This is a genomic window from Bradyrhizobium sp. BR13661 (assembly GCF_029892425.1).
Classification (GTDB): Bacteria; Pseudomonadota; Alphaproteobacteria; order Rhizobiales; family Xanthobacteraceae; genus Bradyrhizobium.
On sequence record NZ_JARXWB010000006.1, the window covers coordinates 188,633 to 211,390 of the forward strand.

Genomic DNA, 22,758 nt, shown 5'->3' on the forward strand with positions numbered 1-22,758 from the left:
CGCTCGCCTGATGACGATCCCTTGGGCGAACAGGTTCTCCTCGCTGGTCGGCGAGATCTATGATGCGGCGTTCGACCCCGCGCAGCGAAGCGCTGCCCTCGAGCAGGTTGCGGGCTTCGTCGGCGGATCGGCCGTGACTATTCTCTCCCGGGATGCAGCCCGGCTCTCGCTCGAGATCCACCAGCACTATGGAACGGACTCCCGCTTCCGCGAGCTCTACCGCGACCGCTATGTCGAGCTCGATCCTCTGCTCGATCGCCACCTCGATCTGCCCGCCGAACAGACCATCGGCGTCGCTGACGTCATGCCCTATTCGGACTTCATGGCGACAAGCTTCTTTCGCGAGTGGGTGGAACCGCAGGGCGCGGTCGATCTCGCAACCGTCGCGCTGGAGCGATCGACTGCGCGCACGACAATTTTGCAGGTCATGCGCGGACGGTCGCGCGGAACGGTCGATGATTCGATGCGCGAGCGCATGCAGTTGCTTGCGCCGCACATCCAGCGCTCGCGGGTCATGGGCCGGCAGATCCGGGCCCGCTCGCACACGGCGGCCGACCTCGCGGAGGTCCTTGACCGCCTGAGCACGGCGATCTGCCTGCTCGATGCCGAGGGACGGGTTGTTCATGCCAATGCGGCGTGCCGGAACATGCTCGCTGACGGCAATCTGCTTGCGATGGTCGGCGATCGCATCTTCGCTCGCAACACCCAGGCGGACAAAATATTCCGCAACTTGTTTGACATCGTCGCTGGCGACGGAACCCGCGCCTCCGATCGCCGCCGGATCGAGCTCATGACGTCGGCCGATGGCGAACACTATCTCGCTCATGCCTTTGCGCTGACGCACGAGCGCAGCTTGCAGCGTGATAGCGTCGCCACGGTGCTTCTCCTGCAAAAAGCTTCGATGGTGCCGCAACTTGCAACGAACGCGATCGCTGCCGCGTTCAGGCTGACACCGTCCGAGACGCGGGTGCTGACGGCCATTGTTGAATTCGGCGGAGTTCCAGATATCGCGGCAAAGCTTGGAATTGCCGAGACGACGGTGAAAACTCATCTCGGTCGCCTGTTTGAGAAGACCGGCGCCGGCAGGCAGGCGGACCTCGTGAAGATTGCGGCGGGGTTTGCCGTTCCGTTCGCGCAGCCGATCGGCCCAGACGACGCCGCGTGATCCAGTTCACATCGCGCGCCCCCAAATTGCGCGATCCCAATCCATTGTGAAGGCCAGGCGGCACGCGTCCTCCGAACGTATGACGCTTGTCATTTGACACTTTCGTATAGGCATTTTCTGACATGAGAGAGGCGATGCACGCCACCACATCAAAGCGCGGCACCGGATACGAGTGCGGAGAAACAACAGCGCGGGGCCGAGCCTGTCCGTCCATTGGAGGAATTGCAGTGACCAGCAATGATGATGTTTCCGTTCTCAAAGTCTCGTCGAGCGACATTCCCGAAAGCGAACGCGTCACGAGACTGCGCGATTTCAACTGCCGCGGTGAAGTGAAGGCCGAGCTCGAAATTCGTGCCGGTGAGCCGATCATCGCAAACCTGACTGCGCATTCGCTGCCCGATGCGCACTTGCTCTTGGGTACGCTGTTCGGCGCCAAGCTCGTTCGTTCCCGGCAGTTCGTCGTCGACGACGGCGACGACAGTCTCGTGCTTGTATTCAATCGGTCTGGAACCATCGGGGTCACGGGACGGGGACGGAATCTGCTGCTCGGTCCTGGAGATGCCGTGCTGGCCAGCGCCGAGGACGCCACGACATTCGAACGGTTCGTGGCAGGAGACTGCTTCTCGCTGCGCGTGCCGCGGCGGGTGCTGGCGCCGATCATCATGGACGTCGATGACGCCGTGATGCAGGTCATCAGGGACCGGCAGGCCGAGATCGGGGTGCTGGTCGACTACGCCACCTCGCTGGTGCGGGAGCACGCATTGGCGACGCCGGCATTGCGTGAACTCGGCGCCGGGCATTTGCACGATCTCCTGGCCCTCGTGCTCGATCCAACCGATGACGTCAGGGAAAGCGCCGGCCGGCACGGCGCGAAGGCGGCCCGCCTGCGCAAGGCCAAGTTTCTGATCGTCAACAATTGCTGGCGGCACGATCTGTCGGTCGGCAGCGTCGCGCAGGAGCTTAGTGTGACGCCACGCTACCTTCAGCGCCTGTTCGAGGCCGACGGCAAGACGTTCTCCTCCTTCCTGATCGAGCAGCGCCTGAAGCGCGCCCATCGCATGCTACGGGAACCGGAATTCGTCGAGCGTCCTGTCAGCTCGATCGCCTACGACGTTGGTTTCGGCGATCTCTCTTATTTCAACCGCTCGTTCCGGAGGGCTTACGGCGCCACGCCGAGTGCTGTCAGGAGGGGCGCGGCGGAGTGATTGCAGCCGTGGAGTATTGAATGCGCCGTTTCTTCTTCGACCTCCTGGTCGGCAATGTCGTGAAGATCGATCCCGGCGGCATGGTGTTCGAGCATGCCAAGGCGACCTTCGTGGTTGCGGACGAGATGGCGCAGCATCTCTTCGTCTGGCGCGACGATCTGCGCGATCGCAATGCCTGGATCCGCGTCAGGGACGATGGCGGACACGAGATCTATCGCGCTGCGGTCTGGGCCGAGAGAAATGAGAAGACGGGTTGGGACCAGGCCTGAAGCGTGCGGGCAGTGTGGCAGCTCTGGCCGTCAGCTTGCCGGCGCTGTTCGCGGGGTCTGCGCTCGGCGTGATCGCCTTTCATCGGGTCAACGAGACGGTCTTTCGCAAGACCGTGCCCGTTCTGTTGTTGATCTCAGGGATGACCCTGATCTAGTGGCCGGCGACATCGTGGTTGAGGCCTTGCACGGGCGCCGCGCTGATGTCGCTACCATGATGCACCAGCGGCTTCATGCCGGTGATGGTCCGCAGCAGCACATAGAACACCGGCGTCAGGAACAGGCCGAACACGGTGACGCCGATCATGCCCGAGAACACGGCAACGCCCATCGCGCGCCGCATTTCCGAGCCGGCGCCGGTCGAGAGCACCAGCGGCAGCACGCCCATGATGAAGGCCATCGAGGTCATCAGGATCGGGCGCAAGCGCAGCCGGCTTGCCTCGATTGCGGCCCGGATCGGCGTGCGCCCCGCGAATTCGAGCTCGCGCGCGAATTCGACGATCAGGATCGCGTTCTTGGCGGAGAGGCCGACGAGTACGATCAGACCGATCTGGGTGAAGACGTTGTTGTCACCCTTGGAAAGCCAGACGCCGAACATCGCCGCGAGCAGGCCCATTGGCACGATCATGATGATCGAGAGCGGCAAAGTCAGGCTCTCGTAGAGCGCAGCCAGCACCAGGAACACCAGCAGGATCGCCAACGGGAATACCCAGAGTCCGGAATTGCCGGCGATGAACTCCTGATAGGTCAGGTCGGTCCATTCGAAGGCAAAGCCGGGCGGCAACGTCTCCGCCGCGATCCGCGTCGCGGCCTCCTGTGCCTGGCCCGACGAGAAGCCGGGCGCGGCCGCCGCGTTGATGTCGGAGGACAGGAAGCCGTTGTAGCGGATCGCGCGCTCCGGTCCCGCACTCTGGCGGATCGTCAGCAGGGCCGACAGCGGCACCATGTCGCCGGATGATGAACGCACCTTCAACTGCCTGATGTCGTCGGCTCGCGCCCGGAACGGCGCATCAGCCTGGACGTAGACGGAGTAGGTGCGGCCAAACTTGTTGAAGTCGTTGACGTAGTAGGAACCCAGGTAAATCTGCAGCGTGTTGAAGACCTCAGTCACGGGCACGCCGAGTTGCAGCGCCTTGGTACGATCGATGTCGGCGAACAGCTGGGGCACATTGACCTGGAAGCTCGAGAACACGCCGGCGATCTCCGGCGCCTTCTGCATCGCTGCCATGAATGCCTTGGTGGCATCGTTGAGGGCCTCATAGCCCAAACCAGCGCGGTCCTCGATCTGCAGCTTGAAGCCACCGATGGTGCCGAGGCCGTTGACCGGCGGCGGCGGGAACATCGCGATGAAGGCTTCCTGGATGCCGGCATATTTCTTGTTCAGCTCGGCCGCGAGCGCCGGTCCGCTGAGCGAGGGATCCTTGCGCTCGTCGAACGGCTTCAGCGTCGAGAACACGATGCCGGCGTTGGAGGAGTTGGTGAAGCCGGAGATCGACAGGCCGGGGAAGGCGACAGAGCTCTCGACACCGGGCTGGGTCAGCGCGATGTCGCTCATCTTGCGGATCACCTCTTCGGTGCGATCCAGCGTTGCACCGTCGGGCAGGCGCGAGAAGCCGACCAGATATTGCTTGTCCTGGCCCGGCACGAAGCCGCTCGGAACCTGCTGGAACAGGAAGGCGGTGAGGCCGACCAGCACCACGTAGAGCCCCATCACGGCGGCCTTGCCGGAGATCACCTTGGAGACGGTGCCTCTGTAGCTGTTCGAGGAGTAGGTGAAGGCACGGTTGAAGCGGCGGAAGAACCAGCCGAGGCTCTTTTCCAGGATGATCGTCAGCCGGTCCTTGGGCTCGTCATGCCCCTTCAGCAGCAGCGCCGAGAGTGCCGGCGACAGGGTCAGCGAGTTGACCGCCGAGATCACGGTCGAGATCGCAATCGTGAGCGCGAATTGCTTGTAGAACTGCCCGGTGAGGCCTGAGATGAAGGCGAGCGGCACGAACACCGCGATCAGCACCATCGCGATCGCGATGATCGGTCCCGACACCTCGCGCATCGCCTGATAGGTCGCGTCGCGCGGCGACAGCCCGCCTTCGATGTTGCGCTCGACGTTCTCGACCACGACGATGGCGTCGTCGACAACGATGCCGATCGCGAGCACCAGACCAAACAGGCTGAGCGCATTGATGGAGAATCCGAACACGTGCATCACCGCGAACGTGCCGACGATCGACACCGGCACGGCCAGCAGCGGAATGATCGAGGCGCGCCAGGTCTGCAGGAACAGGATCACGACCAGCACCACCAGCGCTATCGCTTCCAGCAGGGTGTGGATGACGGCCTCGATCGAGGAGCGTACGAACTGGGTGGGGTCGTAGACGATCTGGTAGGACACCCCTTCCGGCATGTTCTTCTTGATCTCCGCCATGGTCGCACGGACGTGGTCGGAAATCTCCAGCGCGTTTGAGCCCGGCGCCTGGAAGATCGGAATCGCGACCGCCTGCTTGTTGTCGAGCAGCGAGCGCAGGCCGTATTCGGACGCGCCAAGCTCGATGCGCGCGACATCACGAAGACGAACCACTTCGCCGCGCGTGCCCGTCTTGACCACGATGTCGCCGAACTGTTCTTCGTTGGCGAGCCGGCCTTCGGCATTGACCGAGAGTTGCAGGTCGATGCCTTTGACGTTGGGGGAGGAGCCGACCACGCCGGCGGCAGCCTCGACGTTCTGCGCCTGGATCGCCTTGACGATGTCGCTCGCGGTCAGGCCGTGCTCGGCCGCCTTCTGCGGATCGACCCAGACCCGCATCGAATAGTCGCCGGCGCCGTAGAGCTGGACGTCACCGACGCCGTCGATCCGCGCCAGGCGATCCTTGACGTTGAGCACTGCGTAGTTGCGCAAATACGTCATGTCGTAGCGGTTGTTCGGCGACAGCAGATGCACGACCATCGTCAGGTCGGGCGAGGACTTCTTGGTGATGATGCCGAGCTGACGCACCACGGCCGGCAGGCGCGGCTCGGCCTGCTGCACGCGGTTCTGAACGAGCTGCGTCGCCTTGTCGGGGTCGGTGCCGAGGCGGAATGTGACCGTCAGCGTCATCGCGCCGTCGGTGGTCGCCTGGCTCGACATGTAGAGCATGCCTTCGACGCCGTTGATCTGCTCCTCAATCGGCGTCGCCACCGTTTCCGCGATCACCTTGGGATTGGCCCCGGGATAGGTCGCGCGCACCAGCACCGAGGGCGGCACGACATCGGGGTATTCCGAGATCGGCATCGCGAACAGCGAGATCAGGCCGCCGAGGAAGATCAGGACCGAGAGCACGCCGGCGAAAATCGGACGATCAATGAAGAACTTTGAGAGATTCATGGCTTTGCCCCTGGGCAATGTCCCGCTGTTCTCCGACAGCTCCCCTCGTCATTCCGGGGCGTGGGCGAAGCCCGCGAACCCGGAATCCCGAGGTGAAGTGATCGGAGTTTTTAAACTTCTAGATTCTCAGGTGCGCAATTGCGCACCGTAGTTCGCGACTTCGTCGCGCCCCGAAATGACGTGACTTAGCGCTGCACCACGTCCTGGTTGCTGTGGTTGGAGGCCTGCTGCCCGCGCGCGCCCATCGCCGCCACCTCGGTCTTGAGGAGGGCGCCCGGACGCACACGCTGCAAGCCGTTGACGACGATGCGGTCGCCGTTCTTCAGCCCCGCCGTCACGATCCGCAGGCCATCAACGGAGCCACCGAGCGTGATCGGCCGATAGACCGCGCGGCTGTCGTCGCCGACCGCCATCACGAACTTCTTGTCCTGGTCGGTGCCGATCGCGCGCTCGTCGATCATCACCAGCGTTTGCTGCTTCGGCTGGCCCATGCGCACGCGCGCGAACTGACCGGGGATCAGGCGTCCGTCATCGTTCGGGAAGACCGCGCGGACGCGGATGGTGCCGCTCGAGCCGTTGACCTGGTTGTCGATCAGCTGGATGTGGCCCTTGGCCGAGAGGCCGCCTGAGGTCGCCATCTCCACCGGGATCTGGTCGAGATTGCCGCGCTTGCCGGAGGCGTCCGCGATCGAGTTCAGCGCGCGCAGCACGACCTCTTCATCCGCATCGAACGAGGCGTAGATCGGATTGACCGACACCAGCGAGGTCAGCACCGGGGAGGCCGTACCGGCTGCAACGAGATTGCCGACGGTGATCTCGAATTTGCCGACGCGGCCGTCCACAGGTGCGCGCACCTCGGTGTAGTCGAGATTGAGTTTTGCGGTCTGCAGCGTCGCTTCGGCCGCCTTCACATTGGCGATCGCCTCGCGGTTGGCGTTGTCGCGCTGATCATAGTCGCGTCGCGTGACCACGGCGTTGCCGACCAGCTGCGCGCCGCGCTCGAGCTCGCTCTGGGTAAAGACGACGCGCGCCTTGGCGGCTTCGAGCTGGGCCTTGGCCTTGTCGACCTCGGCCTCGTAAGGCGCGGGATCGATCTTGAACAGGACGTCGCCAGCCTTCACCAGCGCGCCTTCGGTGAAGTTGGTCGCCAGGATCGCGCCGGCAACGCGCGGACGAAGCTCGACGCGGTTGACGGCTTCCAGCCGGCCGGAGAAATCGTCCCACAGCACGGTTTGCTTTGGTTCGATCAAAGCGACCGTCACCGAGACGGCCTGTTCAGCTGCGGCCGCCGTTGCGGTCGCCTGCGCGGCACGGAAATAATGGCCGGTCGCCATCGAGCCGGCCGCGGCGAGGGCGCCAACGACAGCAACGCCTCCGAGAAGGCGGCGGATACGGCCGGGACGAGTGGTTTTTTGGGAGGGGGGCATTTGCGCGCTCCAGAAATGTAGTGTTCACTACAGATGTGGAGCTGGATATCGCAGCGCAAGATACTTATGTACCATTCACTAAGAAAATTGTAGCCGCTTACCGCAAGATTGGGAAGCGGGAAGAGAAAAGAAAGACAGAACAAATAGATAGGTTCTGGCGTTAGGTTGAGGGACGACGCCTAATCTGAGGAGATCAGTGACATGGCCATGGGACGCCCCCGCGAATTCGACGCTGAAATGGCGTTGGATCAGGCGATGGAAGTGTTTTGGCGCCATGGCTATGAGGGCGCCACGATTGCCCAGCTCACGGAGGCGATGGGCATCAACCCGCCGAGCCTCTATGCCTGTTTCGGCAACAAGGAAGGCCTGCTGAAGGCCGCTCTCGACCGCTACACCAAATTGCGCGGCGCCTGGATGGACGAGGTGGTGGCCGCGCCGACCGCTCGCGATGTCGCCGAGCGGATGCTGATGGGCATCGCCGAGAAGCAGACCGATCCCGCCAATCCACCCGGCTGCCTGCTCGTGCAGGGTGGCATCGCCTGCGGCACCGGCTCCGAGAACGTGCCCTTCGAACTCGCCGCGCGTCGCGCGCAGAATGAAGATCAGCTCCGCGACCGTTTTGTTCGCGCCAAGGCGGAAGGCGATCTCATCGAGACGTCCGATCCCGCCGCGCTCGCGCGCTATGTTTCGGCAGTCTCGGTCGGCATGGGCGTGATGGCCTCCTCCGGCTCCGACCGCGAGGCACTGCGGCAGGTCGCTGATGTGGCCGTGCAGGCGGTGGAGGCGCAGTCGGTGCGGGTGTAAGGCTTCCATAGCGATCAGTCCTGCGACCTCGCACAAGAGTAGGCAATGTTCGCCCTGACATTTCTCGGCACCTCGGCCAGCGTTCCATCCGGGGAGCGTAACCATCCGGCACTTCTTCTTGAGGTCGCGGGCCAGCGCATGCTCATCGACTGCGGTGAGGGGACGCAGCGCCAGCTGCTGCGGAGCGGCGCCGGCCTTCGCCGGATTGATCGCATCCTGCTGACGCATGGTCATCTCGACCACGTGCTCGGCATCCCCGGCCTGTTCTCGACATTGGGGCTACGGCAGGCGTCCGAAATGATGACCATGCACGGCGGGCCCGGCACGCTCGATCTCGTCATCCGCATGCTGGCAGGCCTGTGGGGCGAGGGGCGGGCGCCGATTTCCGTGCAGTTCGCGCCGCTGTCCGAAGGGCAGGTCGTCAACGCCGGCGATTTCAACATCGACTGTTTTCCGGTCCGCCATCGCGGGACCGATAGTTTTGGCTTCGTTTTCCAAAATCCCGCGCGCCGCCATCTCTTGGCCGATCGTCTCGCCGCACTTGGCGTGCCTGATGGTCCCCTGCGCGGCGAGCTGGCGGCGGGGCGACCCATCACCGTCGAAGGCGGCCGGACCATCGATCCCGAGGATGTTCTGGGGCCGCCGAGCGGTGGCAGGAAGCTGGTCGTGATCGGAGATACCGAGACCACCGAGGGGCTGTCCAAATACGTCGTGAACGCTGATCTGCTGGTGATCGAAGCGACGTTCCTGGATCGGGACGCGTCGACGGCACGGGACTATGGCCATCTCACCGCGGCAGAGGCGGCCCGGTTTGCTGCGGCGAACAACGTGCAGCAACTCGTGCTCACGCATCTGTCGGGCCGCTATGAGGACGACGAGATCCTTGCCGAGGCGGCAATGATCTTTCCGAATGTCCGGATCGCCGCGGACTTCGATCGTATCGTTGTTTAGGCAGTCCGTTGCACGGCCATTAATCTTACTTGTCAAGGTTGACGCGAGTTCATTCCCGCGGCCCTGCGCCAGCGCGATATTTTCGAGGATCGGAAATCAGCTCGTATTGAGAGTACTTATGTCCCGTTCCGTTGAATTGATCGTCGAAGGCTATGTGAGGCTGAACGATCGCGACGCGCTGGAAGATATTTTAGCTCACCGTCAGGATCTGCTTCGGCAACTGGTCTCGGTGACCGGCGTCGATCCCAAGCAGACCATCGCGCAGGTGAGTGAGGAAATCACCATTATCGAGACCGGACTTGCGACGCTCGTGCCGGAATAGCCATCGCTCCGATGGAAGACGCGCTCAGCTCGACAGGCCTGACTTGATCGCGAGCTCCTGCACTTTGCCCGTCAACTGCATCAGCTTTGGCAGCGCCCGGTCGCGGAAGGTCGGCATATCCATGCGCATCGCATCCACGGTGACGCTTAGTCCTGCGATGACGGAACCCTGCGCGTCGAGGATCGGCGTCGCCAACGTGCGCAACCCATAGGCGTTCTCGCCGTCGGAGACGGCGTGGCCTTTCTTCTTCACCTGATCAAGCCGCGTCAGCAAGGCATCGAGATCGGTCAGCGTCCGCTCCGACAGCTTGACGCGGGGACGCGATTCCAGCCGTGCGATCTGCTCGTCGCGCTGGAGGTGCGCAAGCATGACATGGCCGAGCGCCGCGCTATAGGCGGGGATGCGCGCGCCCGGCCTGCGATCCATCTTGTAACGATCGAGGCCTGCACTGACGCGCGCGAGATAGATCACATCGCCGCCATCGAGCATGCCAAGCGAGGCTGCATCGCCGGCCTCGGGCACGAGATCGCGCAGCATCGGCTCGACGATGGTGCGCAACGATCCGTGCGACAGCACGGTGTAGCCGAGATCGAGACAGGCGACGCCAAGGCGGAACCGGCGGCTCTGCGGCACGGCCTGGAGATAGCCGAGCTCGATCAGGGTCTGGATCAGCCGGAACGTCGTCCCGCGGTCGAGATCCGCGCGGGCGGCAACTTCACTCAGCGTGAGCTCGAAAGCCTCGCTGGTGAAGCTCTTGAGCACCGCGAAGGCCTTGCCGACGGAAGCGACGTAATTCTTGGGGTTATTCTTGGGGTTTTTGGGCTCGGGCGTTTTCGCAGATGTCTCCGATGTCCGCTTCAAAGCCCTCTTTTCGACCTTGGCCATGTCTCAATGCCCTGTCATGACAGCCACAGCCCTTGACGCGGCGGCAGCCTGCTCCTACCAACAAGATAGATTATAACAAATGTTCGCATTCCGAACAACATCGATCTGACGATCGGAGGAAGCTTTGTCGACATCATCGCTGCACCCCCAGTCCTTGCATCCGCATGGCGTGTTCTCCGCCGCGTTGACGCCGCTCGATGCCGAGCTCGCGCCCGATCATGCGCGCTTCCTCGCGCATTGCCGCTACCTGCTGGATGAAGGCTGCGACGGCATCGCCATGCTCGGCACCACAGGGGAGGCGAACTCCTTCTCGCTCTCCGAGCGCACCGCGCTGCTGGAGGCCGTGATCGCCGGCGGCATCAAGCCGAACCAGCTGCTGCCGGGCACCGGCGTCGTCGCGTTCACCGAGACCATCGCATTGACGCGTCACGCCCTGTCGGTCGGCGTCGAGACCGTGGTGATGCTGCCGCCATTCTACTACAAGAACGTCAGCGACGACGGCGTCTATGCCGCCTATAGCGAGATCATCCAGCGCATCGGCAATGCCAGGCTCAGGATCGTGCTCTATCACATCCCTCAGATGTCGATGCAGCCGATCTCGCATGCGCTGATCGAGCGGCTGCGCAAGGCCTATCCGTCGACCATCGTCGGCATCAAGGATTCCTCCGGCGATTTCGCCAACATGACCGCGATGGTCGAGCGCTTCGAGGGCTTCTCGGTGCTATCAGGTGCCGACCCGCTGCTGCTGCCGCTCTTGCGCAAGGGCGGTGCGGGCTGCATCACCGCGACCTCGAACCTCGTTGCGCGCGATCTCGCCTATGTCTTCAAGCATTTCCGTGACAGCGACGACGACGCGGCGCTCAAGGCGGCGCAGGCGCGGATCGTGAAGGCGCGTGAACTGGTCTCGCGTTTTGCGCAGATGCCTTCGTTGAAGGCTTTGGTCGCCGAGCGCACCGGTCACGCCGGCTGGGAGCGCCTGCGGCCGCCGCTGGAGACCCTCCCGGCGGCTCAACGGAAAGAGCTGCTGGCGAATGCCGAAGCATTCGCGAGGGCTGCTTAGGGCTCGGCTCGAGAGCGGCACAACGATGATCACCGTTCGCCTGCTTGCCGACGATCTCACCGGTGCGCTCGACACCGCGGCGGAGTTTGTCGGCCTGTGCGGACCGTTTGATGTGATCTGGTCGGATGCGCCTGCGGCCTCAGGCTCGCAAAGCCTTGCGTTCGACAGCGGTACGCGCGAGCGTTCGAAAGCGGAGAGCGTCGAGACTGTCGCCCGGCTGGCGCCGCTGCTTCGCGACGGCACGATCGCCTACAAGAAAGTCGACAGCCTGCTCCGCGGCGCCTGGGCCGCCGAGCTCGGGGCGTGCCTGAGCACTGGCCATTGGGCGTCCTGCGTGGTCGCGCCTGCGTTCGACTATCAGGGGCGCCGCACCGTCGGTGGTCAACAATTCGCGCGGACTCAACAGGGTGACTGGCACCGGGTCGGCGACAATCTCGTCGATCAGTTGAAGCAGGACGGCATCGAGGCGCGACTGGCAGGTAGCGATACGCCGGCGCAGGGCGGCGTCCAGGTGTTCGATGCCGAAAGCGATTTCTGTCTCGATCGCGTTGTCGAGATGGGGCGTCGCATGCCAGGACCCGTGCTCTGGTGCGGCAGCGGCGGCTTGGCCGGCGCGCTCGCCCGCAATCATCGGGCAGATAATTCGGCTGAATTGAAGCGGCCGGTGCTCGGGCTGTTCGGCTCCGATCAGCCAGCCACGGCATCCCAGCTCGCCGCCTGCGGCGACGCAACGCTTGCACTGGCTGAAGGCGAGGGCGGTGCGGCCGTTCAGCGCAAGCTGGCGGACGATCATGTGGCCCTGGTCAAGTTCGCGCTTTCCGGCGGCCTCTCGCGTGCCGAGGCAGCGCGGCGGATCGCGCATGAATTGACGACGCTGACCGCCGCGCTCGATCCACCGGGAACGCTGATCGTTGCCGGCGGCGAGACGCTGAAGGCCGTGTGCCTTGCGCTCGGCGCGCAGGCGCTTGAGGTCACGGGACGCATCGTGCCGGGTCTGCCGCGCTCGACGCTGCAAGGCGGCCGCTGGGCCGGCGTCGACGTCATCTCGAAATCCGGAGCCTTCGGCGCGCGCGAGCTGTGGCGCGATCTGCTGCGGGACAATCATTTGCTCAACATGGAGAGACCGTCATGACCTCTCGTCATCTTGCCATCACCATGGGCGATCCCGCCGGGATCGGGCCGGAGATCATCGTCAAGGCCTGCGTGGGGTTGAAGGAGCGGATCGCGACCGGCGACCTGCGCCTGCTGATCATCGGCAGCGGCACGGCGCTGGACGGCGCAAAGGCCGCGCTCGGCGCTGATATTGCGATCCCGCAAGTCACGGCCGACGATCGCGACTGGCCAAACCTTTGCTATCTGCAAGCCGACGCTGAGGGCGATCCGATCAAGCCGGGCGTGCTCAGCGCCGATGGCGGCCGCTTTGCCTACAAGGCGATCGAGCAGGGCGTCCGTCTCACCCAGGCCGGCCGCACGGCGGCGATTGTCACGGCGCCGCTCAACAAGGAAGCGCTCAACAAGGCCGGCTATCATTTCCCTGGTCATACCGAGATGCTGGCGCATCTCACCGGCGTACGTGGCTCGGTGATGCTGCTCGCCCACGGCAACATGCGCGTCAGCCACGTCTCGACTCATGTGGCGCTGGAGGACGTGCCGAAGCGCCTGACGCCGGAGCGGCTGCGCATGGTGATCGACCTCACCAACGACGCGCTTTTGCGATTGGGCATCGCCAAGCCAAAGATCGCGATCGCTGCGCTCAATCCGCATGCCGGCGAAGGCGGCCTGTTCGGCCGGCAGGACATCGACGTCTCCGCGCCGACGATTGCCAAGGCGGTCGCCGACGGTCTCGACGTCGTCGGCCCCGTGCCTGGAGACACCATCTTCGTCAAGCTGCGCGCCGGCCAGTACGATGCGGCTGTCGCGATGTACCACGATCAGGGGCACATTCCCGTCAAGCTGCTCGGCTTCCAGGTCGACCCGGCCACCGGCCGCTGGCAGGAGCTCTCCGGCGTCAACATCACGCTGGGCCTGCCGATCATCCGCACCTCCGTCGATCACGGCACCGCTTTCGACATCGCCGGCAAGGGCATCGCCAACGAGCATAGCCTGATTGAGGCCATCGACTACGCCGAGCGGCTTGCCGCCGGCAGCACCGCATCCAAGTCTTGAGATCGAGCCCGAGATGACCAACGCTTTCACGCCCATCGAAATCCTTCGCCCGACCATCCTGGAGTTCGGCAACGGCACGATCACAGCCGCCGCTCGCTTCGCCGAGCGGATCGGCGCCAGGCGGCCGCTGGTGATTTCCGATCCCTTCAATGCGCGCCGCGTCGATACGCTGGCGCTGCCGGGGGCCGTGAAGGTGTTTGGCGAGGTCAAGCCAGAGCCTGACCTGCCCAACCTCGAAAAGGTCGTCGCGATGGCGCGCGAAATCAAGCCCGATCTCGTTGTCGGCTTCGGCGGCGGCAGCGCGATGGACCTGGCAAAACTGGTCGCGGTGATGTGCACGGGCGACGTCGCCTTTGCCGACATCGTCGGGCCGGAAAAGGTCGCCGGCCGCAGCGTCGCGCTGATGCAGATCCCGACGACCTCGGGCACCGGCAGCGAGGCTGGCACCCGCGCGCTCGTCACCGATCCCGTCAGCCAGAACAAGCAGGCGGTGCAGAGCCGCTTCATGCTGGCCGATATCGCCATCGTCGACCCCGATCTGACGATGACCGTGCCGAAGGAGATCACGGCCGCCACCGGCGTCGATGCGCTGGCGCATTGCGTCGAGGCCTACACCAGCCGCAAGGCGCATCCGACGATCGATCTCTATGCGCTCGAAGGCGCGCGGCTGGTCGGGCAATATCTCAAGCGCGCGGTAGCCGATGGAAACGATCGCGAGGCCCGCGCCGGTCTTTCGCTGGCCTCGCTCTATGGCGGCTATTGCCTGGGTCCGGTGAACACCACGGCCGGTCACGCCGTGGCCTATCCGCTCGGCACGCGGCACCACATTGCCCATGGTCTTGCCTGCGCGATGATCTTTCCGCACACGCTGGCGTTCAACATGCCGGCGGTGCAGGAAAAGACTGTGGCCGTGCTCGCAGCGCTCGGTTTGCCCGAGCAGAACGATCCGAAGCATGCATTCGATGCGACCTACGCGTTCTGCAAAAATCTCGGCGTCGAGATGCGGCTGTCGGCCCTCGGCGTGCCCAAGACTGATCTCGGCGTCATGGCTGATGAGGCGCACGCGATCAGGCGCCTGCTCGACAACAACCCGCGCGATCTGAGCCGGGATGCGATCCTTGAGATGTACGAGGTCGCGTTCTAACTTCCTGCAACCGTGTACGGTGCTGAAACATCCGTTTTTTCCCGAGCCAAAGTGTGTGGGCTTCAGCACAGCGAAAGCCAGGAGCACCGCCACAAGCAAAAAAATCGCTTGACGAAGTCTGAATTGGCCCTTAGGAGCCCGGGCCGAACTGAAGAGATGACCATGCTGAAGATAGCTTTACATAGCGATATCACCGCCGCCGCACGGCGACTGCAAAGGCAGTCGTATCCGTGGGCGATGCCGTGCGTCGTCAATAGCCTCTTTAGCGATACCCGCTCCGAATCCGGAATCGGATCGGAAAAGTAAGTCGGCAGCAGGTCTAACCTCTGCCGAAAAGGCAGAGAGCAAAGACCCCGCGCAAGCGGAAACCGACTCCAAATCTCCCTGCCTTACACGCGTTGGCTGACAGACCTCATGCATAAGTCTGTCCTTTGTCTGGTGGTCATTGCGACCGGTCTCCAGCATAGAAGAATTAATTCGCTGGTTTCGTTCAGTGACAGGACGCGCCCCTCGTAAGGTCGAGACGGTTGTTTGATTCAGCCAACCAGCACCATGCTCCAATAGTCCAATCGGTAGAGACGATGCGCTTAGAACGCATGCGATGCAGGTTCGAATCCTGCTTGGAGCACCAATTGCCTGAGTAGCCCAACGGCAGAGGCCGCTTGCTCAAAACAAGTTCAGGTGCAGGTTCAACTCCTGCCTCAGGCACCATGCTCCGTGAGCCAGATGGGAAGGCACCGGTTTTACACGCCGGCAAGACGCGGCTCGATCCCGCGACGGAGTACCATTCACGCGTCTTTAGCTCAGTGGCAGAGCGCTTGCCCGACACGCAAGCTGCCCGGTGTTCGATTCACCGAAGACGCACCATCATGGTCCCATAGCACAATGGAAGTGCATCCCCCTGATAAGGGGAAGACGTCGGATCGTAACCGGCTGGGACTACCAACAGGAGAAGGACGATGACCGAAAAGTTGCCGGACGGCGTGCATCGTCTTTCCGACGAAAGCGCCGAGATCCTGCGCCGCGTCGCAGAGAAGAGCGCAGAGAGAACAGCGAAGCACCTCAAACGCGCGTCCTAGTGGACCGCGAGTAGGAAAGTAGAACGCTGGCCTTTTAACCCATGAGAACACGGGGCAGTACCGTGGCGGTCCACCAGTCAGACGAACTCAAGTTCATTTTAGATTCCGCAAAGGGCGGATCGACGAGGCGAAAGATCAAGACGACCAAGCTTCCAACGTCTCTTGAAGAGCGGAAGGAGCTGGATCGGCAGCTTTCGACGAAGAAGCCTGTCAAGCACGTCGATCCGTCTGACAAGTAGAATACATCCTTAGCATAGTGGCAGTGCGCTGGCTTCTTAACCCATGAGGGCGGAGTTCGATTCTCCGAGGATGTACCAACATCGTGTCTGTAGCCCAACGGTAGAGGCGTTGCCCCGAGAAGGCATTCAGTCCGGGTTCGAATCTCGGCAGACACACGGCCGCTTATGCATCAGGTGAGGCAGCGTCACTGTCCATGACGTGAGGCGGGATCGTTCCCCGCAGCGGTCGCCATTTTCCAGGGTGAAGCTCGTGAGAAGAGTACCGGCCTTGGAAGCCGGATGACGGTGGGCGGATCACCGCACCCTGACCATCAGCACGTCGAGCCAGATGGGACGGCCGGCTGCTCATAACAGCCAGAGGACCAGGTTCGATCCCTGGGACGTGCACCAGTGAAGATCATCGCGAAGTATGCCGAGAACATGCACCCGCCAATGCTGACCTTGGCGATACATGATGCGCCACACCGGCGCATGCACATCCGGACGATTGTGCAATATCGCGAGTTCATCCGCGATGCGTGTTCGAGGGCCGGCATCGCTACGCCGATGAACCATCCGATCGATCTGTCTGTCTTCTTCGTCAATCCGTCTTCTCCCGACCTTGGCAACGCTTATCTGGCGCTGGAGCAGGCGCTTGATGGCGCAACGTTGAAATCTCCAGGGATCGTGACTGACGATGGGCTGATTCAGAAGGTGACGATGTCGAAATACTTCCCGCAAGGGAAAAAGAAGTAGCGGTCTCTTAGCTTAACTGGATAGAGCGCGGCCCTCCGAAGGCCAAGGTCGGGGTTTGAGTCCCTGAGAGATCACCAACATGGATGCTTGCGAGGGCGGCCCCTCAAACGGTCCTGAAAACCGTGCCCCGGCAACGGAGACTGATCGACACAGTGAGCATCCGCCATGGAGGGTTAACCCGGAAGGTCTGGGCGTCGCTTGGAAAGCGAATGGTGCGGCAACGCATGGGATTCGTGTTCTCAGCCCTCCGCCAACATTGGTGAGCTAATCGGTCAGGGACCGACGCCCGTTCGAAGCGGGATGGACGCGACAGCGTTGGGGATCGGGACCTCAGCTCACCGCCAATTCTGTGCAGCTCGGACGTAAAGCGCGCATGCGAGAGAGTTGGAAGCCTCGCACTTTTATTGCGGACGAGTGGAACGGACAACCATTCCAGTCTCATACACTGGCGATAGCGGGTTCGACTCCCGCGTTCCGCAACCAACATGCCTCGGTATGCTGCTAGGGACGCAGCACGGTCTGTAAAACCGATGCCTATGCGCTGGCTGGGATCGTTACCCTGACGAGGCACCACGCGGACAAAAGATTACGGAAGTCGGGGAGTGCGCCACACTTCCAGCCCGGGTTCGAGTCCCGGTGTCCGCACCATCTTGCTGGAATAGCTCAGTGGTAGAGCGGCACGTTGAAGCCGTGCGCGTCGGTGGTTCAAGCCCATCTTCCAGCACCACGATCGGGGACTGCGCCGGGGCGCAGCGATGCCTTGCAAGCAACGCGGGGAGGGATCGACACCCTCAGTCTCCACCAGGTTCCGGAAGGCGAGCAAGGTGCACGCGGGCGTCTGTTAAACGCAGTTCAGGCAGGTTCGATTCCTGCTCCGGGAGCCATAGGGAGCCGTCGTTGACTGGCCAGGATCTTCAGTTCTCGATCTTCGGTTCTCAACCGGAGGGAGCGGGATCGATACAAGCCGGCTCCACCATCATGCACACGTAGCCCTCCTGCCTACGAAGCAGGACAAAGGTAACTGGACGGAAGATGCGTGTTCGACTCACGCCGTGTGCTCCATCAGGGTGAAAGATTGCGGAAGTCGGCAATCCTCGGATGCTTGCAGTGCAGGTTCAACTCCTGCCATCCTGACCATTTTGAAGTAAGCTATCGCAGGAGGCGAAAATGAGATCAGATCCCTATCAAGAGCGAGCCAGACAACTTTGTGTGGCTGCCGGCGTCGATCCGGACTCCCGCGTTGGCGAGGGCCGCGGACAGCCTGCCTGGTGCGCGTATCGGGACGCTGCGCGAAGAGAGCATCTTGCCCGCGAGTCCATTGCGGCCGCAAACGAGATCGCTCATCTGCGTCCGCAGGAAGATCGCTTCCAGGATGCGCCGCTGAAGATCTTTGGGCAGCACGAGGATGCGACCATCGCCCAGATGCGCAACTGCATGGCCGTCGGCAATGTTGTGTCCGGCGTGATCTGCGCCGATGGTCATCTCGGATACGCTCAGCCCGTCGGCGGGGTCATCGCTTACGAGAAACAGATCAGCATCTCGGGCGTCGGCTTCGATATCGGCTGCGGCAACATGGCGGTACGACTCGACACACACTTCGACGACATCGCGGCGATTGTCCCCGCGATCATTCGCGACGTCGCCAAGGTGATCTCGTTCGGCGTCGGCCGTGCCAATGCCGAACGGGCCGAACACGAGTTGTTCGACGATGGCGATGCGTGGCGTGAGAGCGATATGGAATCCTACCGCCAGAAGGCGGCTAGCCAGCTAGGTACGGTTGGATCAGGTAATCACTATGTCGACCTCATGCGCGACGAGGAAGGCTTCGTCTGGATTGGCGTCCACTTCGGAAGCCGCGGCCTCGGGCACACTTCGGCGACGCGTTACCTCAAGGCCGCCGGCGGCAAGGACGGCATGCATGTCCCGCCCGCCGTGGTCGACGAGGATTCCGAACTCGGCCGCCGCTACATCGCGGCCATGGAACTGGCCGGCCGCTACTCCTACGCGGGCCGGGAATGGGTCGTGGAGCGCGTCCGGAAGATCATCGGCGGCAGCGTGACCGAGAGCGTCCATAACCACCACAACTATGCCTGGCGTGAGACTCACGACGGCAAGGATTTGTGGGTGGTTCGCAAGGGGGCGACCCCGGCGTTTCCAGGTCAGAAGGGTTTCGTCGGCGGGTCGATGGGTGATGACGCCGTCATTCTCGAGGGCGTCGATAGTCCGCAGGCCAAGGCTTCTCTCTATTCGACCGTTCACGGCGCCGGACGCGTGTTCGGGCGAAAGGAGGCGAAGCGGCGCTTCTCGCGCTCCGAGATGGATCAGTGGCTCAACGAACGTGGCGTCACATTGATCGGTGGTGACCTCGACGAGAGCCCAATGGCCTATCGCCGCTTGCCCGACGTGTTGGCGCAGCACGCCGGCACTGTACGCGTCCTGCATACGCTGCGGCCTTTCGCCGTTGCAATGGCGGGCGAGGGCGAGTTTGACCCGTTCAAGGATTGATGGGGCGTAAGCGCCCCATCAACATCGCCTCTTAGCTCGAATGGCAGGGCGTCGCCCTACCCACGTTTCGAAACCGCGAGAGGCAGCCAATGGTGCAGTGGCGAAATGGGAACGCCGCAGTCTGCAAAACTGACGATGAGCCGGTTCGATCCCGGCCTGCATCTCCAACCGGCCTGCATCATGTCCCGGTAGCCGGCGCGATCTTCTAAGTCGCGAGACCGTAGCGGAGCTGAAAACGCGGGTTCAAATCCTGCTCGGGACTCCATCTCGACGTAGCTCAACAGGACAGAGCCACCGCCTCCTAGGGCATGATCCGGAAAAGTGTGCAGCGGTATTCCGAAAAGATCATGCTCAAACATAAGCGGTTGCGTGGGCGTTCGAACAGTCCCGTCGAGACCAATATGGAGGGCTAACCAGGCGGGGCCTGGAGACGCCTGCTAAGCGTTCTGCGGGTTCGCCCGTGCTGATCGTGCCAGCAGCCCTCCGCCATGCGGGCATGGGATAGATGGATGTCCACCAGTCTTCCAAACTGAGGAGGCGAGATCGTTGCTCGCTGCCCGCTCTAATCATGCTCCGTTGGTGCAATGGCTAGCATCTCGGTCCTTCAAACCGAAGAAGACGGATCGAAACCGTCACGGAGCACCAGCCGGTTCGTTCAACGGCAGGACGCGGGACTTTGAATCCCGGTACGAAGGTTCGACTCCTTCACCGGCTACCAACAGACGCTCTCCCTCCGGCGAGGATGCTGCTCTCATAAGGCAGCCAGGCGCGATCGACACGCGCGTGAGCGACCATGCTGGCTATGCTCGATGGCAATGGGCGGTCCGGCTGTGAACCGGGAGCATTCAGTTCGAATCTGAAGGCCAGTACCATCTACGAGAGTGGTGTAGCGGCAACATGCCGGTCTCCAAAACCGTGCGTCGAGGGTTCAAATCCTTCCTCTCGTGCCAAATGAACCGGCCCTTCACGGAAGTGTGGGGTCAGAGCCAGCGGGCCGCGATCCATACACAGCCGCGCTTGCCAGCCCAGGGCTGAGCGGGTAGAAGGCTGCACGCCTGAGCCGTGATTTGCGCTATCAGCGCTTCCGGCCGCAGTCGGACAAATCAATAAGCCCTTGAATTTGTTCGGCTATTCCGTTGGGGAATGGTGTAACGGTAGCACAACAGACTCTGACTCTGTTTGTCTTGGTTCGAATCCAGGTTCCCCAGCCAGCGCCTAAGTCCTTCAAAATATTGCAATATTTCGCATTTTTGTCGTTTGATTTTTGCGATCTTTGTGTCGCGCCTGTCGCGCTGAAATCCAGGGGAAATTCAGTGCCTCAAGTAGGCTCGTGGCGGCTCGGCGCGACACGAGGCGCAACAGGGCTGTGAATAGGTCGGATAGCATTCAAGCTGCGTCCTGCGTGCGGAGCGCCTGTGTCACTATCGATCGTTGATTCGTTGCTAGCCATTGTCACTGTTCAATTTGAGACGCCATGACAGCTCACAAGCTCAACAACTCCACTCACGCAGCACCGGTGGTCGCAACATTGCGATGTCCTCACTGCGGTCACGTCGGAGCGTTTCCAGGCCCCGCCAATTGTAGCGACGTAAGTTGGCAGGAATCTTCGAGGATGGCAGATGGTAGATTGAACTCCGTGCCATTCGCCGCTGGGGTGCGCATATGCCCGAATCCCACGTGTCGCAGTTTGGTTCACGTCGTGCTCCGACAAGGAGAGCTTTGCGAAAGCTTCCCTCCAGAAGTTATCGATTTCGACTCAACTAATTTGCCTCCACCGATCCTTAGTTCGCTGGAAGAAGCGATCAAAGCCCACGCCGCAGGTTGTTTCAAAGCTTGCGCCCTAATGGTGCGGAGAGTGCTCGAAGACCTTTGCGACGATAAAAACGCTACAGGAGGAGACCTGAGGGCACGGCTTGCAGTGCTCGGGCAAAATGTGCTTGTGCCGAAGGATCTCTTGGACGCGGCCGACGAATTGCGCTTACTCGGAAATGATGCGGCACACATCAAAGCGAAGAACTACGACGCCATTGGCAAGGACGAAGCTGCGCTCGCCATCGAGTTAGCGAAGGAATTGCTGAAAGCCGTGTATCAGTACACGAGCTTGGTAAGCAAATTGAGGGCGCTAAAAAAACCTTAAAGCCATAAGAGAGAATAAGGTGTTCAAAAATTTTTCACTCAGCACCGTGCTCACCATAGTCGGCGCGCTTGTTGTGGGCGCGCTTGGCTCGGGGCTTTGGGAAATTCTTTTCAAGCCGACGTTAAATGGGCTTAGCAGCTTTCTGCTAAGTGTTGCAACGCTAGGAATTCAATCAGTCAGAGACAGCTTGTATTTGGAGGCCGCGAAGGGCCAACTGGACCGCGCGGGGATCTTCGCTTCATTCTTGACTACTATGTTTATGTGCTCATCCTTCGCACTAGTGAGCATGTTTACCCTGACTTGGACTGGCCGCACACTACACAGGGCAACCCGCGACTTTAATCTTGTACAGGCCGCAAAGCTTCTCAGTGAAGATAGCGCGATTTACCGCCTTCGCCGGTTAGTGAGACTATTTCGGATTGCTTTTATCCTACTCATCGGATCGATCGCATTGATAACTGGTACCAGCTGGATAACCCTCATTCGTGAAACCTACATAATGAATACAGTCGCCTATCTCCAACAATCCCAAACCATTGTTGGGCCCTTTCTAACAGATCGCGAGCGTGCAACGATCGCCTCGGAAGTTGCGCAGATGAAGTCTAGGGCCGACTTCGATGTGATGGTGTCCAGACTCAGCAAGATTGCTGAAGAGAACAAAGTAAAACTATCCGCATTCGCTCCATTCTGAACTGCCTAAATCATCAGCTGCTCAACTATCGTCCATGGCCCCGACGTCGTCCACCAGATCCCGTAGCTCACAGCCAACACGATGTCATCGTGCTTCCCGGTTTCAGGCGGTCCCGCAGGTCTGAATTCCCTCTGATCCGTCCGTCCGGCGCGTCACCGCTCGCGACGGTTGGCCTCACCGGAAAAATGTGCCTTCGCGCGTCGGATCGGCGCGCGCATCATCGTCCTTGGGAGACCCAAGCCAAGGAGATCCGTGATGCCCTATGTCGATGGTTTCGTGCTCGCCGTGCCGAAGGACAACATCGAAGCCTACAAGGCGCTGGCGCGAACGGCGTGCGCGGTGTGGATGGAGCATGGCGCGCTCGATTACGTCGAATGCATCGGCGATGATTTGCCCTATGGCACCCTCACGTCGTTTCCGCGCGCCGTGATGGCGAAGGAGGACGAGGTCGTGGTGTTCTCCTGGATCGTCTATCCGGACCGGCAGATCCGCGATGCCGTCAATGCCAAGGTTATGGCCGACGAGCGGTTCAAGAGCTTTGGCATGCCGTTTGATGGCAAACGCCTGATCTATGGCGGCTTCACGACGCTGCTGCAGGCGGGTGAGATGGCGGGCTGAG

Annotated in this window: 19 protein-coding genes and 22 tRNA genes; 38 read left to right on the top strand and 3 right to left on the bottom strand. The window is 61.9% G+C overall.

The window, feature by feature from the left end; genetic code table 11:
* Positions 1-10: 10 nt before the first annotated feature.
* The 4 genes from M2427_RS12485 (at position 11) to M2427_RS12500 (ending at position 2,794) form a co-directional block, all read left to right on the top strand.
* On the top strand, positions 11-1,165 hold the full coding sequence (locus M2427_RS12485) for a LuxR C-terminal-related transcriptional regulator (RefSeq protein ID WP_280706619.1): 1,155 nt from the start codon (positions 11-13) through the stop codon (positions 1,163-1,165).
* Between the two features lie 227 nt (positions 1,166-1,392).
* Entirely contained in the window at positions 1,393-2,370 is a 978-nt protein-coding gene (locus tag M2427_RS12490; protein ID WP_280706620.1) for an AraC family transcriptional regulator, read from the top strand.
* A 20-nt stretch (positions 2,371-2,390) separates the two neighbouring features.
* Positions 2,391-2,639 carry a hypothetical protein gene (locus M2427_RS12495; RefSeq protein ID WP_280706621.1) on the top strand — a complete coding sequence of 83 codons (249 nt, stop codon included), beginning with the start codon at positions 2,391-2,393 and terminating at the stop codon, positions 2,637-2,639.
* 14 nt (positions 2,640-2,653) lie between these two features.
* A complete protein-coding gene (locus M2427_RS12500) occupies positions 2,654-2,794 on the top strand; it encodes a hypothetical protein (protein WP_280706622.1) in 141 nt (46 codons plus the stop codon).
* Here M2427_RS12500 and M2427_RS12505 read toward each other — a convergent pair.
* Both M2427_RS12505 and M2427_RS12510 read right to left on the bottom strand, forming a co-directional pair.
* The gene (locus M2427_RS12505) at positions 2,791-5,994 is read right to left on the bottom strand and encodes an efflux RND transporter permease subunit (RefSeq protein ID WP_280706623.1); all 3,204 of its coding nucleotides are present in this window, start codon (positions 5,992-5,994) and stop codon (positions 2,791-2,793) included. The two genes, M2427_RS12500 and M2427_RS12505, sit on opposite strands and share 4 nt — an antisense overlap.
* A 185-nt stretch (positions 5,995-6,179) precedes the next feature.
* Entirely contained in the window at positions 6,180-7,421 is a 1,242-nt protein-coding gene (locus tag M2427_RS12510) for an efflux RND transporter periplasmic adaptor subunit (protein WP_280706624.1), read from the bottom strand.
* Between the two features lie 201 nt (positions 7,422-7,622).
* On the opposite strand from M2427_RS12510, the gene M2427_RS12515 reads away from it, so the two are divergent.
* The 3 genes from M2427_RS12515 (at position 7,623) to M2427_RS12525 (ending at position 9,498) form a co-directional block, all read left to right on the top strand.
* Positions 7,623-8,225 (top strand): TetR/AcrR family transcriptional regulator, encoded by a 603-nt coding sequence (locus tag M2427_RS12515; RefSeq protein ID WP_280706625.1) that lies wholly within the window; start codon positions 7,623-7,625, stop codon positions 8,223-8,225.
* Positions 8,226-8,270: 45 nt separating this feature from the next.
* Positions 8,271-9,176, top strand: a complete 906-nt coding sequence (rnz, locus tag M2427_RS12520; RefSeq protein WP_280706626.1) for a ribonuclease Z — start codon at positions 8,271-8,273, stop codon at positions 9,174-9,176.
* A 118-nt stretch (positions 9,177-9,294) separates the two neighbouring features.
* Positions 9,295-9,498 (top strand): hypothetical protein, encoded by a 204-nt coding sequence (locus tag M2427_RS12525; RefSeq protein ID WP_280706628.1) that lies wholly within the window; start codon positions 9,295-9,297, stop codon positions 9,496-9,498.
* A gap of 24 nt (positions 9,499-9,522) precedes the next feature.
* On the opposite strand, the gene M2427_RS12530 is transcribed toward M2427_RS12525, so the two are convergent.
* On the bottom strand, positions 9,523-10,383 hold the full coding sequence (locus M2427_RS12530) for an IclR family transcriptional regulator (protein ID WP_280706629.1): 861 nt from the start codon (positions 10,381-10,383) through the stop codon (positions 9,523-9,525).
* Positions 10,384-10,522: 139 nt separating this feature from the next.
* On the opposite strand from M2427_RS12530, the gene M2427_RS12535 reads away from it, so the two are divergent.
* The 31 genes from M2427_RS12535 to M2427_RS12685 all read left to right on the top strand — a co-directional run bounded on the left by M2427_RS12535 (position 10,523) and on the right by M2427_RS12685 (position 22,757).
* Positions 10,523-11,443 (top strand): dihydrodipicolinate synthase family protein, encoded by a 921-nt coding sequence (locus M2427_RS12535; RefSeq protein WP_280706801.1) that lies wholly within the window; start codon positions 10,523-10,525, stop codon positions 11,441-11,443.
* A 25-nt stretch (positions 11,444-11,468) separates the two neighbouring features.
* Positions 11,469-12,575, top strand: coding sequence for a four-carbon acid sugar kinase family protein (locus M2427_RS12540; protein ID WP_280706630.1), 1,107 nt, complete (start codon positions 11,469-11,471; stop codon positions 12,573-12,575).
* The gene (gene pdxA / locus M2427_RS12545) at positions 12,572-13,609 is read left to right on the top strand and encodes a 4-hydroxythreonine-4-phosphate dehydrogenase PdxA (protein ID WP_280706631.1); all 1,038 of its coding nucleotides are present in this window, start codon (positions 12,572-12,574) and stop codon (positions 13,607-13,609) included. Before M2427_RS12540 ends, pdxA begins: the two co-directional genes overlap by 4 nt.
* Positions 13,610-13,622: 13 nt before the next feature.
* Positions 13,623-14,753: an iron-containing alcohol dehydrogenase gene (locus M2427_RS12550; RefSeq protein ID WP_280706632.1), complete on the top strand. Its 1,131-nt coding sequence runs from the start codon at positions 13,623-13,625 to the stop codon at positions 14,751-14,753.
* Between the two features lie 479 nt (positions 14,754-15,232).
* Positions 15,233-15,306: transfer RNA gene (locus M2427_RS12555), tRNA-Thr, on the top strand.
* A gap of 1 nt (position 15,307) precedes the next feature.
* A tRNA-Leu gene (locus tag M2427_RS12560) sits at positions 15,308-15,384 on the top strand.
* A gap of 3 nt (positions 15,385-15,387) precedes the next feature.
* Positions 15,388-15,464, top strand: a tRNA-Leu gene (locus tag M2427_RS12565).
* 1 nt (position 15,465) lies between these two features.
* Positions 15,466-15,540: transfer RNA gene (locus M2427_RS12570), tRNA-Val, on the top strand.
* A 5-nt stretch (positions 15,541-15,545) separates the two neighbouring features.
* Positions 15,546-15,620: transfer RNA gene (locus tag M2427_RS12575), tRNA-Val, on the top strand.
* Between the two features lie 4 nt (positions 15,621-15,624).
* Positions 15,625-15,698: transfer RNA gene (locus tag M2427_RS12580), tRNA-Ile, on the top strand.
* 376 nt (positions 15,699-16,074) lie between these two features.
* A tRNA-Lys gene (locus M2427_RS12585) sits at positions 16,075-16,149 on the top strand.
* Between the two features lie 5 nt (positions 16,150-16,154).
* Positions 16,155-16,227, top strand: a tRNA-Leu gene (locus M2427_RS12590).
* Positions 16,228-16,385: 158 nt separating this feature from the next.
* A tRNA-Ile gene (locus M2427_RS12595) sits at positions 16,386-16,461 on the top strand.
* Positions 16,462-16,806, top strand: a complete 345-nt coding sequence (locus M2427_RS12600) for a hypothetical protein (protein ID WP_280706633.1) — start codon at positions 16,462-16,464, stop codon at positions 16,804-16,806.
* A gap of 1 nt (position 16,807) precedes the next feature.
* A tRNA-Arg gene (locus tag M2427_RS12605) sits at positions 16,808-16,883 on the top strand.
* A gap of 328 nt (positions 16,884-17,211) precedes the next feature.
* Positions 17,212-17,289: transfer RNA gene (locus tag M2427_RS12610), tRNA-Met, on the top strand.
* A 169-nt stretch (positions 17,290-17,458) separates the two neighbouring features.
* A tRNA-Phe gene (locus M2427_RS12615) sits at positions 17,459-17,533 on the top strand.
* A 5-nt stretch (positions 17,534-17,538) separates the two neighbouring features.
* Positions 17,539-17,610: transfer RNA gene (locus M2427_RS12620), tRNA-Ala, on the top strand.
* Positions 17,611-17,612: 2 nt separating this feature from the next.
* Positions 17,613-17,690: transfer RNA gene (locus M2427_RS12625), tRNA-Asn, on the top strand.
* Between the two features lie 96 nt (positions 17,691-17,786).
* Positions 17,787-17,868 (top strand) — tRNA-Arg (locus tag M2427_RS12630).
* A 105-nt stretch (positions 17,869-17,973) separates the two neighbouring features.
* Positions 17,974-19,311 carry an RtcB family protein gene (locus tag M2427_RS12635; RefSeq protein WP_280706635.1) on the top strand — a complete coding sequence of 446 codons (1,338 nt, stop codon included), beginning with the start codon at positions 17,974-17,976 and terminating at the stop codon, positions 19,309-19,311.
* A 91-nt stretch (positions 19,312-19,402) separates the two neighbouring features.
* A tRNA-Cys gene (locus M2427_RS12640) sits at positions 19,403-19,478 on the top strand.
* A gap of 15 nt (positions 19,479-19,493) precedes the next feature.
* Positions 19,494-19,576 (top strand) — tRNA-OTHER (locus M2427_RS12645).
* 1 nt (position 19,577) lies between these two features.
* A tRNA-OTHER gene (locus M2427_RS12650) sits at positions 19,578-19,710 on the top strand.
* Between the two features lie 171 nt (positions 19,711-19,881).
* A tRNA-Glu gene (locus tag M2427_RS12655) sits at positions 19,882-19,956 on the top strand.
* Positions 19,956-20,029 (top strand) — tRNA-Gln (locus M2427_RS12660). Before M2427_RS12655 ends, M2427_RS12660 begins: the two co-directional genes overlap by 1 nt.
* A gap of 157 nt (positions 20,030-20,186) precedes the next feature.
* A tRNA-Trp gene (locus M2427_RS12665) sits at positions 20,187-20,261 on the top strand.
* A gap of 187 nt (positions 20,262-20,448) precedes the next feature.
* Positions 20,449-20,522 (top strand) — tRNA-Gln (locus M2427_RS12670).
* Positions 20,523-20,998: 476 nt separating this feature from the next.
* Positions 20,999-21,448, top strand: a complete 450-nt coding sequence (locus M2427_RS12675; RefSeq protein WP_280706636.1) for a DUF4145 domain-containing protein — start codon at positions 20,999-21,001, stop codon at positions 21,446-21,448.
* Between the two features lie 19 nt (positions 21,449-21,467).
* Positions 21,468-22,139 carry a hypothetical protein gene (locus M2427_RS12680; protein WP_280706637.1) on the top strand — a complete coding sequence of 224 codons (672 nt, stop codon included), beginning with the start codon at positions 21,468-21,470 and terminating at the stop codon, positions 22,137-22,139.
* Between the two features lie 255 nt (positions 22,140-22,394).
* Complete coding sequence (locus tag M2427_RS12685; protein ID WP_280706638.1) at positions 22,395-22,757, top strand: DUF1428 domain-containing protein; 363 nt, start codon at positions 22,395-22,397, stop codon at positions 22,755-22,757.
* The last annotated feature ends 1 nt before the right edge of the window (position 22,758 follow it).